We start from the raw sequence: 13,125 nt of genomic DNA on the forward strand, positions 1-13,125 counted from the left end.
TATATATTTATCAATAAAAAGCAAAAACTCAGCACAGAGGCTGAGTTTAAGATAGAGATTAAAAATTATACAGTATTAGTCAACTATGCAAGATCACGAACCTTTGGTTCACGCTCCCATAAGCGCGATTTAGCATTTTCGATGAAAGCATCCAAATCAGCAAGTGGCGTGACAAAACTGTCTTTTTCTACTGGTAGCTTACTTAAGATGAATTCTTCAGTCGCCCCGCAATACGCAATCGCTTTACAATGGACATAAGCATCAGTAAACCAATCTAAGGTTGAGCTGTCTTTGGCCAGCTTTTTGGCTTGATCTGGCATGATGATACTTACTATTGCATCAAAGAATACCGAGGGTGCGCCTGCTACACGCTCATCTGCTTGTATACGTGTACCGTCATCTAATTCGACCTCTTTACTCGGTGCAACGATTTTTACCATACCGCCTTGAGCATTAATGGCGTCTTCAAACTTCTTGATTTCGCTATGTTTTGAACCCTTAGCAACTAAGATACCAACCAAACGTCCCTTTAAAGATTTGGGCGTACGGCCAATCGTCTGCAACGGCTCAGAAGTTGCCATATCCTGTACGGGCGCTGCAGCATCAGCAGGTTCTGGCAGTTCCATACCCAATGCAGTTGCTACGCGATTTGCTAAGTCTTCATCGATATGTAGCAAATGCCCAAGCATACGGGTACGTACATGAGGGGTATCTACTTTACCAAGCTCAAATGCGTAAGCAGTCGCAATATGCGCTTGCTCGGCTGGTGTTTGACTACGATAGAACATACGCGGCTGACTATAGTGGTCTGCAAAACTTTCTGCACGAATGCGTCCTTTAACGCCATCATCTAGCTTTTCATGGAACGACTCAAAGCCCTTTTTGACGCTTTCACGTGGACGATCTAAATCCAAACTTTGTGGCTCGTAAAGTACGCGGGTCTTCGGCACTTGCATTTGCATATGTCCATCTTGCTGGTTATTGGCAAATGGGCATTTTGGCGCATTGATTGGAATTTGAGCAAAGTTTGGTGAACCCAGACGCTTAAGCTGCGTATCTAAATAGCTAAACAGACGTCCCTGTAATAAGGGATCGTTACTGAAATCGATACCAGGTGGCAAGTGCGATGGACAAAATGCTACTTGCTCTGTTTCAGCAAAGAAATTATCTGGGTTGCGATTTAAGACCATTTTACCGATGATTTTGACGGGTACCATCTCTTCTGGAATCAGTTTCGTCGCATCTAGATGGTCAAATGGAAACTCATTGGCTTCTTCTTCAGTAAATAACTGAACACCAAACTCCCACTCAAAGTACTTGCCATTATCAATCGCTTCATACATATCACGGCGATTGTAATCAGGGTCAGCGCCAGAAATTTTAACTGCTTCATCCCAAATAAGTGACTGCACACCTGCTACTGGCTTCCAATGAAAACGTACAAAGGTACTCTTACCATCTTTATCTAAAAGACGATAGCTATGAATGCCAAAGCCTTCCATCATGCTAAAGCTGCGCGGTAAGGCACGATCACTCATCAACCAAATAAGATTATGCATAGTTTCAGGGCTTAATGAAACAAAATCCCAAAAAGTGTCATGTGCAGAAGCGGCTTGCGGGAAGCCGCGATCTGGTTCTGGTTTTACTGCATGTATTAAATCTGGAAACTTGATAGCATCTTGAATAAAGAAGATTGGCATATTGTTACCAACAATATCCCAGTTACCTTCTTCGGTATAGATTTTTACTGAAAAACCACGGACATCACGCGGCGTATCTTTTGAACCCTTGTTACCAGCAACAGTTGAGAAACGAGTAAATAAAGGTGTCTGCTTACCAGTTTCTGTCAAGATCTTTGCTGTCGTAAATTCTTCTAACGACTCTGTCAACTCAAAGTAGCCATGAGCAGCACTACCACGAGCATGGACGATACGTTCAGGAATGCGTTCATGATCAAAATGGTTGATCTTCTCACGCATGACGAAATCTTCTAACAAAGTAGGACCACGTGGGCCAGCTTTTAACGAATTTTGATTATCAGAAATAGCAACGCCTTGTTGCGTTGTCAAAACTTTACCATCCTCGTCTGCACGTTGATGGGTTTCACCGCCATTTCCACGTGCTGGGTTCATATCTTTTGCGGGGTCAGTATGATCGATATTCTTCTTCATAATATATCCTAGCTAATAAATAGGCCTTTTAGGACCATGAGTAAAGTGCCCACACAGTTTTTATATCCTTGGAGATAATGATGACTTCATATGTCGTTCAGTTGTCTGTGTTGATAGCACTACCAATTATTGTTAAAACGAAAGTAAATAATAAGTTTCCAAACTATCTTACCCAAAAAATAAGTTGCTTATATGGTGAACCTTGTTGATATTTAGTTAAATTTTATACATTTAAACTAGAAAGACCTTTATTTTTTTAGCTTACGTCTCTTAAAAAACGATTCTTGTAATGTAGATCTTCTTTAAGGTATTATTTTATAAAGTAATAAACGCCGATGATAAATAACTGGACGCCATAGTTAGCCACCTATTTATCTCTCTTTTATTAAATTATGAGGCTATCTACTATGTCACCGTTACTAACGTCATTAACCACATCTAACTCTTCTTATAAGAGCCTTTATCGCTCATTAATGCTGGGAACTTCATTAGGTTTAATTGCTCTCACTTTTAGCCAAACAGCTGCAGCTATTACCTCTACAGACATTACCTATAAAGTCGACGATCAGCCTTATCAAGGCTATTACGCCAAAGCTGACCAGCCCAATGCGCCTTTTATCTTATTGATTCATGACTGGGATGGATTAACGGACTACGAGCGTAAACGTGCTGATATGCTGGCCGGAAAAGGTTACAACGTGTTGGCCGCCGATATTTTTGGCACAGGTATTCGCCCCACTGAATTGGAAGACAAAAAACGTTTGACCACGGCGCTATACGACGATCGCAGTAAAATGCGCCGTATTCTAGCGGCCGCTTTAAACACTGGACAGGCTCAAGGTAATAATGTCCGCGAAGGCGTGACGATGGGTTACTGTTTTGGTGGTACCGTTGCTTTAGAGCTTGCACGATCAGGATTCCCGCAAAAAGCGTTTGTACCCTTTCACGGTGGACTCGAAATTCCAAAAGGTCAAAATTATGATAAAACGAGTGGCGAGATTTTAGTTTTTCATGGTACAGCTGACAAAGCGGTTCCGTTAGAAGACTTCACTACTTTGGGTAAAACTTTAAAAGCAAGCAAAGTACCTCATGAGATGATTACGTATAGCGGCGCAGTTCATGCCTTTACTGATTTTAATAACCCTGATAGATACGATGCTCGCGCAGATGAGCGCTCTTGGCAGCGTTATTTGGATTTTTTAGCTGAAGAATATCAATAGCGTTAAGCTATATTATCAGTTAGATTATAAGAGCAGCACGGTTTTGCTGGGTATATTCCCTATTTTTCATTAATAAGGATAGCTATGTTGTTAGATAATGAGGTATTGCGTGCGCGCACTAGACTATTAGGATCGTTTTTGGGTGAGGCCATTTCTCGTCAATCTGGGCAGCAGACGTTAGATACCATTGAGACCTTACGCCAAGGTTTTATTCAAGAGCGCCGCGAGCATAATGAAGGACAAAAGCAACAACTTATCGAGCTTATCGCTTCACTAGACAATCAAACACTAAAAAACGTCATTCGCGCGTTTTCTATTTACTTTTTTTTGGCAAACTTAACCGAAGAAAACTTTTTGCGAGAACAGCGCCGCACGATGCGTGCAGAGTCGAACCAAAGCTGGGAAGGCTCCTTTCGTCGCACTTTATCAGAGTGCCGCGAGCGTCAGATTGAACCTGCACAAATCAAAGAGCTGATTGATCAATTAAAATTTATGCCTGTTTTTACCGCGCATCCTACCGAAGCGCGCCGCCGTACGACGATGAATATTTTGCAAACGTTATATGAGCACACGGATGCCATGAGCACTTACCCTGAGGGCAGCCTTGCCTTTGAGCAGGCCAAACAAAAAACGGCCGAAACCATTGATCTACTATGGTCGTCAGATGAAGTCCGTACTCGCAAGCCTTTGGTCTATGACGAAATCAATAATGGCTTGCATTATTTTAACGCCAGTCTTTTTACCGCTATTCCTAAAGTCTATCGCAATATCAAAGACGCGATCGTAGAGATTTATCCAGAGCTTAGTGACTATGCGCTGCCCGCTTTTGTCAATTTTGGCTCTTGGATTGGTGGCGACAGAGACGGCAACCCCTTTGTCACTCATGAAACCACGGTAATGGCAGTGTTGATGCATGCCAATACTGTGCTGCGCCATTATCAAGTATTGATCCGAAAGCTGCGCCGTGAGCTGATCCATAGCGATAGCATTGTTACCATCGCGCCCGAGATTTATGAGCGAATTAAAGACTATAGCGAGCTGGAGCAACAGGTCTTTTGTTACAACCCTGATGATTACAACCATGAGCCATACCGTAGATTGTTGTCGCTTATCCTCGCTAAAATAAAAGCCACTAACCAGCATATCCAAAGCCAAGGCACAGACGAGAATGCAGCACAAAATGCTTATCTGTCACCGACTGCGCTATTGGATGATTTACGTCTTATCCGTACAAGCGTCAACACACATGATAGTGCACATGCCGAAGGGCTGCTACTAGATACCATCCGCTTGGTCAAAACCTGCGGCTTTCATCTGGCCGCGCTCGATATTCGCCAAGACTCAGGCTATCATGGCGAGGTCATTGCCGATATTTTTGCCAATGCCTCCAACTTGCCCGATTATAAAACGCTAAGCGAAGCAGAGCGCCAAGAGTGGCTAACCCGCCTACTACAAAAACCAGGCACGCCGCTGATTTATACCGATAATTTAAGCGAGCAAACCCGTGAGCAGCTGGCATTGATGCAATCAGTGGCCAAACTGCGCAAACTGGTCGGCGACGATACCTTTGGCAGCTATGTCATCTCCATGACCAATAACGCCAGTCAGCTGCTAGAAGTACTGCTGCTGATGCGTTTTGCTGGTTTATCTGGTATCGATGACGACGGACACTTATTTGCCGCCTTGCCGGTAGCGCCATTGTTTGAGACCATCGAAGACCTCAAAAACATCGATAAAATCATGCCAACGGTACTGGACAACCCCCTATATCGCGAGCTGCTTGAGCACTCAGGCAATATTCAAGAGATTATGCTGGGCTACTCAGATTCTTCAAAAGATGGCGGCATTATTACCTCGGCTTGGCAGTTGTATAGCGCCCAGCAAACCATCACTCGTATTGCCAACCATTACGGCATCAGCACCCGTCTGTTCCATGGCCGTGGCGGCTCTGTCAGTCGCGGCGGCGGCTCAACCCATCAGGCTATCGCCGCTCAGCCTGCTGGTACGTTAAACGGACAAATCAAGTTTACCGAGCAAGGCGAAGTGCTCTATGCCAAGTACGCCAATCCAGATACGGCGGTATTTGAGCTGACCATGGGTATCACAGGCGCACTAAAAGCCAGCTCGTCACGTTTTGTAGAGCAGCCCGCCCAGCTTGATAGCTATGAAGCACTGTTTACGGATCTGGCCGATGCAGGCGAGCAGCAATATCGAGCACTGACAGATAATACAGAAGGGTTTTACCAGTTTTACTCCGAAGCCACGCCCGTACAAGAGATTTCTTTACTAAATATCGGCTCACGCCCTGCCCACCGCAAAAAAGGTCTACCAAGCAAATCAACGATTCGGGCGATACCTTGGGTATTTGGCTGGTCGTTGGCACGCTTTACTCTGCCAGCGTGGTATGGGGTCGGCACTGCTTTAGACAGTGTCAAACAAAATGAAGACTTAATGAAAGAGATGCATAAGAACTGGCCATTTTTTAGTGTTTTTATCAGCAATATTGAAATGGCTTTTACCAAATCGGAGATGAATATCGCCCATGCTTATAGTCAGCTGTGTAAAGACGAACACTTACGCACACAAGTCATGCAGGCCGTCGAGCAAGAGCACGAACTGACCCACTCTGGTCTGAACTCCCTACTTGAACAAACCTCATTATTGTCCACACAGCAAGAGCTGGCGTCCTCTTTACAATGGCGTAATGCTTACTTAGACCCGATCAACTATATTCAGATCGAGCTACTAAAGCGTATGCGACAATCTAATAATAATAATGCCGAAAATACTGACAAACTGGCCGTAGAAGATCCGCTAATTCGCAGTATCAACGCCCTAGCAGCAGGACTACGTAATACTGGTTAGAACTTGATACTGATATTAAGACGCAAATAACCGCTGACTTAGTTAGCGGTTACTTTTTGAAAAACTAAAATTTGATTGTTCGCTGGCATTTGATATTGAGTTATTAATGTTAAATGGTGAGTGTTGGCTAAAGCGATGATATCTTCTTTATGCCGGATACCGCTACCAGCATCACGCTGGCGCAAACTGCTATCAAACTGCTGGTTACTCGCACTGGTATAGCGTCCGTTTTCATTAAATGGCCCGTAAACAATCAGCTTGCCGTCTAACGGTAATGCTTCTCCGACCAACTCAAACAACCTCTCAACCAAAGGCCAAGCGATAATATGTAACGTGTTAGCGGTAAATACAGCGTCATAAGGTTCGTCAGTATTAGTTTTTGGAATAGAATCTGTTAACAAATTAAAAGCCAACGGTGCATACAGGTTTGATGCGGGATAGGCATTATGCCAAGCTTGTATCACCTGATGATTATCAATTACATCGCTGGTTTGCCATTGTAGGTGTGGCAATCTTGGTGCAAAGTAAACACTATGCTGACCGGTACCTGAGCCGACTTCTAAGACATGAGTATGCTCTTGTAGCTCTTTTTGCAGTACATCTAAGATAGGTGCTTTATTGTTTTCACACGCTTGCGAAAATGGCATTCCGTCTGGAGAAATGGATTGCGTATTATCTGAATTATTATTAAACACTACGGCCATCCTTATAATGCTGTTTTAATAAAGCACTGATATCAATAATGGATATAGGCAACAACAACCTACCACATTGACCTAATAGATACCCGCCTCTACACCCGCGGCCAATGTCATTGCCAGCTCTTCTACTTGCTCGCTAAACGTCTCTTGCCAATCGCCTTGTAAAATAAGTGCTTCTTGAATCCATTCCCAACGTAGCCCCGTCGTAATCGTTTGTAGCGCACGTTTGGTCCCTGTGCCATCTTGTCCTGCCCGAATATATAAAGCGAATGGCATCCCTTGCTTTTTTTCGAGCACCGGATAGTAGCAGCGATCAAAAAAATCTTTGGTCAAACCTGCCATATAAGCCAAGTTCTCTGTCGTCCCTAATAATAATGCATCAGCAGCCAATACATCTTCAGGCTGCGTATCTTGGGGCGACTTTAGAATGACATTGATATCTATATCAGGATGATTAGCACCGTCATAAGCCGCTTGTGCGAGCTTTACGGTATTCGGTGATGGCGCATGCGCGACAATAAGTAAGGTTTTGGTAGCCATATTAATCACCTTTATAACGGTTAATAGTCATTTTTTGAATAATATCACAACAGATAATTTTGGGGAAAAGACACTCAATAGCATTGTTATGGAATACTTTTTGCATACTATCGATCCAAGGTTGCTCAAGTTGTTATGCCTGTTAGTGATAGTGGTTATATAGAATGATCTCATTACACTATTTTACATAGGTATAAGACTTATGCAAATGGACACAGTTTCAAAAACTCGATTACTACAATTTTTCAGTTGTTACAGGTTTTATAGAAATAAAGCTAGTCTATACTCACAATCGCGATACCAAAGTTAAAATTAAACGTTAACTTCTCAACATATGTAAAACGAAACCATATTGTAGTCCTACAAATTTAAGTAATTGAGCCAATTTGAGTTAAACAAACGGAGTATTTATGAGTATTAGCCAGAATCGATCTGCTAATGATAATTTATTAAATTTGAATACAGTTTCAGAAGGTAAAATGGTTAGAAGCGACGGTATCGTTGTTAATAATCGTGGTTGTGATATATCTGACTTTATTAAAGTAGAGCCAAATGCTAAATATAACATCTCTAGCGAACAACCTAGAGGTCGTGACACATTTATTTATATTGCCTATTACGATAGCAACAGAGATTTTATCAAACGGGTATCCGCAAGAGACAGATATTCTAAAAGCATCACTGTTACTGCCCCTACAGATGCTCATTATGCGCGCCTCAATATGAATGGTGGCCGTGCCTACCACCACAATCGTATGTTTGTAAAGGATGGCGAAGTACTGCCTCCTCAAAATTTTGAGGGCGTATACCCTGACCCTAATCAAGACACCATCTATTATAAGGGTAATTATAGTACACCCGAAGAAGCCCTTGAAGATGCAGCTAAGCGCGGAGGGGCGAACATTATATTTCCAGATGGTAGGTATGAGGTAGCGTTGAAGCCTAGAGTACCTAATATTCGGCTGTTCGGTACGGGTGAAACCTACTTTTATGCTAAATCTAGATCGGCAGTGCTTGAAGTTCGTGAAAAAGGAAATGGCTTTCAAGCGACCGGCATCCATTTTAGAGGTCAAACTATAAAGCATGCTGACACTAACAGCCCATTGGCCACCTCTATCTATTGCATGTGGATATGGGGCAAAGATTGTAAGTTTAGCAACTTTACCTCTGAAGGAGCGATATACGACAGCTTATATATACGTGGCAACGGGGAAATGAACTTTGAAGCCAGTGATTTTAAAATAGGTCCATCTAACAGAAACTGTCTTACTATCGCATCAGGCTTTGGTATAACGCTTAAAAATGGCGTCGTTCGGTTTAAAAAAGATGTATATGTCTATTCTACAAACCCCAGCCGAAATGACTCTTCACCAACCTATGGCGGTTTATACCTTGCTGATATTGAACCACCTACCTCTTCTCTTCAATGGGGCAATGTATTATATGAAGACATTGAGTTTATCAATGCTAGCAACTCGTCTGGAGGTCGTCAGATCATAATACAAGATAACAATCGTAATAATCGCAATTACTTTGATATTACTATCCGTAACTGTCTTATGATCAAAGAAGGTAATCACGATGGACATGCCCCATACATCAGGCTGACATCAAAATCTAAACAGAAAGCATTTAGAGGCATTACTGTTGAAGGTGGTACATATAATAACCGCGTTATTATGACATCAAAGTATGAAAAGTTACTTGAGGACTGTACGTTTCAGAATATTAAACTAGATAATACGATATCTTTTAGCTGGCTAATTACTCTTGGCGAAGATTGTATTGCCAGAAATATTAATACTAAAACTAATACTAAAGTTGCAAGCTTTAAAGTTGATCCTTCGACCAATGTCGTTGTTCAAAATGTCACAGGTAATAAAAATTATAGTTAATAATATTTTTATTAGTAGTAACGCAGTTCAATGGTCTAGTACCCAATAAAGTAATAAAGATTATAGGAAAGTTATTGTGAATGAGTTATCAAGAAGAGCCTTTTTACAGCGTTTAAGTTATTTAGCAGGTGCTGGTGTTGTTGCACCTATGGCTATGGGCTTATCAGCTAACAAAGCGAGAGCAGCAACAGCAGGCTCAGACTATAAAGCCTTGGTCTGTGTCCTATTAGACGGAGGTAATGATCAAGCCAATACTTTGATTCCTATCGACACATCCAGCTATGCAACTTATCATAAGATACGTCAAGACATTGCATTAGATCGATCAAATGTACTACCTTTAATACCTACAACTCAGCTAGCTAGCGGTCTAAAATGGGGTTTTAACCCTAATCTTAAGCGTCTAAATAGCTTGTTTCACTTAAAAAAACTGGCAGTTTTACAAAACGTAGGATCTTTAGTGCAACCTACCTCAATGGATCAGTATAAGAATCGATCAGTAGCGTTACCCAGAGGCTTATTTGCTCACTATAATCAAAAACAAAACTGGCAAAGCACCGCGTCGGATTCTTTTAGAGAAGGCTGGGGTGGAAGAATTGGTGATGCAATCATAAAACAAAACTCCCATGGAACGTTTTCTTGTATCAGTACCGATGATGATAATGTATTTCTAACAGGCGAAAAGACCAACCCATTGACAGTTACCTCTGATGGTCTCAAAATTACTGGAGGTATTGAAGAAGGGTCATCAGTATCTGGTACGACGACCTTTTCAGAAGCACTAAGTAGTTTATTTACTTCGTCCGATGACAGTACAGTTGCAAACTCCACCAATGAATCAATGATGTTATCTGCCATCCAAGACGCAAAAACTATTTCAACTGAATTTTCAGCCGAAAATACATTAGCGCAACAGTTAAAAACAGTAGCATCACTTATCAAAGCACGAGATAAGCTGGGTGCCAAACGTCAAATATTCTTTGTGAAACTTAAAGGGTTCGACACACATAATGATCTACTTGGGCGACATGATACGTTGATGCGTCTACTTGATGATGCATTAGGAAGTTTTTATGAAGCTACTGAAGAGTTAGGCGTTTCTCAAAATGTTACCACTTTCACGATGTCAGAGTTCGGTCGAACTTTGAATAGCTATGGTAACGGATCAGAGCACGGCTGGGGAAGTCACCATTTCATTATGGGCGGCGCTGTAAAAGGTAGAGATTTTTATGGTCAAGCTCCAGAGATAGGTCTAAATACAGCCATTGATGTCGGTGAAGGTGCGTGGTTACCTACGACATCTATCGATCAGTATTCAGCGACTTTGGCTAAATGGTTTGGTGTCTCAGATAATAATCTAACCATGGTAGCGCCGAATTTGCATAAATTTAATAATCAAGATTTAGGCTTTATGTCTAGCTGATTAGTTTTTAAAAAAGCATTTTATGAAAGGTGTTTGAACGTTATAACAGCAATAAAGCTTGCCAGAATTCAATTTTGGCAAGCTTTATCGTTTTAGGTTCGTTATATTACCTTTATAATAAACAGTAGTAGTGCATACCGCCCTCTGCAGCCTATTTGCAGATTATGTTATTCTACGCAAAGTAAACTCTCCTAGTTTTAGCAGAAATTTTAGCTACTTCTAATCAAACAATTAACCTAGAACCCCATATTTCAAATAGGCATCAAACATGTTTATAAAAGAACGTTTTTTCTATTTATCCTTTTTTACTACCATGCTTATGTTCTGTAGTAGTGCGCAAGCTAAAACTCCTGAAGATGAGATCAAAGTAAAAGTATTTATCGCCGCGATGTTTGAAATTGGTGAAAATAGTGGAGATAAAGCCGGCGAATTTCAGCATTGGTATAATCAATATTTCGCAGATAGTAAGCCCATAAAAGTAAAAGGTGCTCACAGCCCAGTCTACTGTAACTCTGAGGGTGTTTGTGGGTCAGTATTAGGCATGGGTAAAGTAGGATCTTCAGCATCTGTGCAAGCAATAACACTCTCTCCTAAATTTGACTTTACAAAGAGTTATTTCATTCTAAGTGGCGTCGCAGGCACACCACCTAATAAAGGTACTATAGGAGATGTCAGCTGGGCATCTTGGCTGGTGGACTATGACTTAGGTCACCGCTGGAAAGCAGAAGAAGGTGAAAAAGGCGCGCCTACTTTTACACCGCGCAAAGGCTATGAGGATATTCGTCGCTATCAACTCAACCCTGAATTACTTAAATGGAATCTACATTTGAGTGAGTCAGTTTCTTTAAAAGATTCAAAAGAAGCCAATGACTATCGAATGAGATACCCAAATGCTGAGGCAAGACGTAGTCCAGCTATAACGGTAGGAACTCATATGACAGGAGATACGTTTTTTCATGGTCCAGGCTTGTCAAAACAAGCTCAATATATCACTGAGCTGTATAACGCAGATGATTACGTGATCACTGAAATGGAAGCCGCTGCCATAGCGCAAGTACTAGATAGAACTGTAGGGACTAAGCGGATAATGAGCTTACGTGGTGCGGTGAACTTTGATCAAGGTCATCCAAATGAGACTACCCTTCAACACCTAGATCCGGCTCCAGGAGAAACCGCTGGTGGCTTTTCAGAAACAGTGGAAAATATAGTATTGGTAGGATCAGAAACTGTCGATCATATCGTTGATAACTGGGATGTTTGGGAAGACGGTGTACCAAAACTTGAGCAAAAATAAGAACCAAGATTCAGGATTTATATCTAGCTGATTCATTTCCAAAAAAGCACTTCATGAACGTTGTTTGAACGTTATAACAGTAGTAAAGCTTGCCAGAATTCGGTTTTGGCAAGCTTTATCATTTTAGGTTCGTTGCATTACCCCTATACAATTAAACCTAAAATTATTTGAAAAAGTGAAAGATAATTAACTAAAATAGGCTGACGGCAAAGCTTATTTCACACACCACAAGCTGCCTTGGTAATATAATGATCATATTCACTTTACTGACTCTCTTCAATAGTAGCTACAACATCAGTCACTGTATCGACGGCTTTGACACCAAATTAGTACCGAGATATACACGATTAACATCATCGAAAATCACTTGTGCTAGTTTCTAGAATTAATATTCTTTAGAATCAATAGTCACCTTTTGCATGATATCAGGATGGATACTTTTCGCAACCGGGCACATGAGCGCGGTGTTATAGAATATCTTTTGTGTTTTTTCATCAAGCTGTTGATTAAAGGTAATAGCAACATGAACTTCACTGACTCGTCTGGGGTCAGCTGCCATAACTTTGGTCACTTCAGCCGTAGTGCCTGCAATATCAATTTCCATATCTTGCGCTTTGATACCAATAATCGTCAACATACAACTGGCTAAGCTGGTCGCTAGCAAATCAGTCGGTGAAAATGCTTCGCCCTTACCCTGATTATCAGTCGGAGCATCAGTAATGATTTCATTGTTTGATTGCAAATGTATGGCAGTAGTACGTAGGTCGCCTTGGTAGGTTACTTTTGATGTTGTCATACTCTATCCTTTCTAAGGAAGTTAACTTAAATATAGAAATAGTGTAATAGAATGCAGCAGCAATGACCAGTAGCTATTCCTTAAAGCCCTACCCAATCCCAGACAAAAAAAAGCCCCCTCTGCTTATGCAAAGGGGGCTTTTAGAATAGAGAGCTGACGATGACCTACTCTCACATGGCCGGAGCCACACTACCATTGGCGCGATGATGTTTCACTTCTG

General features: G+C 41.6%; 9 protein-coding genes. 5 read left to right on the top strand and 4 right to left on the bottom strand.

Going from position 1 to position 13,125, the window contains the following annotated elements; all coding sequences use genetic code 11:
• Window positions 1-83: 83 nt before the first annotated feature.
• Window positions 84-2,171, bottom strand: a complete 2,088-nt coding sequence (locus ACTXGH_RS10520) for a catalase (RefSeq protein WP_439261270.1) — start codon at window positions 2,169-2,171, stop codon at window positions 84-86.
• 407 nt (window positions 2,172-2,578) lie between these two features.
• Between ACTXGH_RS10520 and ACTXGH_RS10525 the strand changes: the two genes are divergently transcribed.
• On the top strand, window positions 2,579-3,391 hold the full coding sequence (locus ACTXGH_RS10525; protein ID WP_439296430.1) for a dienelactone hydrolase family protein: 813 nt from the start codon (window positions 2,579-2,581) through the stop codon (window positions 3,389-3,391).
• An 84-nt stretch (window positions 3,392-3,475) separates the two neighbouring features.
• Window positions 3,476-6,256 (top strand): phosphoenolpyruvate carboxylase, encoded by a 2,781-nt coding sequence (ppc, locus tag ACTXGH_RS10530; RefSeq protein ID WP_439296431.1) that lies wholly within the window; start codon window positions 3,476-3,478, stop codon window positions 6,254-6,256.
• A 38-nt stretch (window positions 6,257-6,294) separates the two neighbouring features.
• Here ppc and ACTXGH_RS10535 read toward each other — a convergent pair whose 3' ends face one another.
• Both ACTXGH_RS10535 and ACTXGH_RS10540 read right to left on the bottom strand, forming a co-directional pair.
• Window positions 6,295-6,951 (bottom strand): DUF938 domain-containing protein, encoded by a 657-nt coding sequence (locus ACTXGH_RS10535; RefSeq protein WP_439261275.1) that lies wholly within the window; start codon window positions 6,949-6,951, stop codon window positions 6,295-6,297.
• A gap of 81 nt (window positions 6,952-7,032) precedes the next feature.
• Entirely contained in the window at window positions 7,033-7,497 is a 465-nt protein-coding gene (locus ACTXGH_RS10540) for a flavodoxin family protein (RefSeq protein WP_439261276.1), read from the bottom strand.
• A 410-nt stretch (window positions 7,498-7,907) separates the two neighbouring features.
• On the opposite strand from ACTXGH_RS10540, the gene ACTXGH_RS10545 reads away from it, so the two are divergent.
• The 3 genes from ACTXGH_RS10545 (at window position 7,908) to ACTXGH_RS10555 (ending at window position 12,109) form a co-directional block, all read left to right on the top strand.
• Complete coding sequence (locus tag ACTXGH_RS10545) at window positions 7,908-9,392, top strand: hypothetical protein (RefSeq protein WP_439296432.1); 1,485 nt, start codon at window positions 7,908-7,910, stop codon at window positions 9,390-9,392.
• Between the two features lie 76 nt (window positions 9,393-9,468).
• Window positions 9,469-10,815, top strand: coding sequence for a DUF1501 domain-containing protein (locus ACTXGH_RS10550; RefSeq protein ID WP_439296433.1), 1,347 nt, complete (start codon window positions 9,469-9,471; stop codon window positions 10,813-10,815).
• Window positions 10,816-11,134: 319 nt separating this feature from the next.
• The gene (locus tag ACTXGH_RS10555) at window positions 11,135-12,109 is read left to right on the top strand and encodes a purine-nucleoside phosphorylase (RefSeq protein WP_439261281.1); all 975 of its coding nucleotides are present in this window, start codon (window positions 11,135-11,137) and stop codon (window positions 12,107-12,109) included.
• Window positions 12,110-12,494: 385 nt separating this feature from the next.
• On the opposite strand, the gene ACTXGH_RS10560 is transcribed toward ACTXGH_RS10555, so the two are convergent.
• Window positions 12,495-12,905: an OsmC family protein gene (locus ACTXGH_RS10560; protein WP_439261282.1), complete on the bottom strand. Its 411-nt coding sequence runs from the start codon at window positions 12,903-12,905 to the stop codon at window positions 12,495-12,497.
• Between the last annotated feature and the right edge of the window lie 220 nt (window positions 12,906-13,125).

Source organism: Psychrobacter sp. 1Y10 (assembly GCF_052259005.1).
Lineage (GTDB): Bacteria > Pseudomonadota > Gammaproteobacteria > Pseudomonadales > Moraxellaceae > Psychrobacter > Psychrobacter saeujeotis.

Excerpts from the sequence above, each read along its gene's own strand:
- ACTXGH_RS10545 (WP_439296432.1), top strand. The coding sequence starts at position 7,908 with ATGAGTATTAGCCAGAATCGATCTGCTAATGATAATTTATTAAATTTG.
- ACTXGH_RS10555 (WP_439261281.1), top strand. The coding sequence starts at position 11,135 with ATGTTCTGTAGTAGTGCGCAAGCTAAAACTCCTGAAGATGAGATCAAA.
- ACTXGH_RS10525 (WP_439296430.1), top strand. The coding sequence starts at position 2,579 with ATGTCACCGTTACTAACGTCATTAACCACATCTAACTCTTCTTATAAG.
- ACTXGH_RS10560 (WP_439261282.1), bottom strand. The coding sequence starts at position 12,905 with ATGACAACATCAAAAGTAACCTACCAAGGCGACCTACGTACTACTGCC.
- ppc (WP_439296431.1), top strand. The coding sequence starts at position 3,476 with ATGTTGTTAGATAATGAGGTATTGCGTGCGCGCACTAGACTATTAGGA.
- ACTXGH_RS10540 (WP_439261276.1), bottom strand. The coding sequence starts at position 7,497 with ATGGCTACCAAAACCTTACTTATTGTCGCGCATGCGCCATCACCGAAT.
- ACTXGH_RS10520 (WP_439261270.1), bottom strand. The coding sequence starts at position 2,171 with ATGAAGAAGAATATCGATCATACTGACCCCGCAAAAGATATGAACCCA.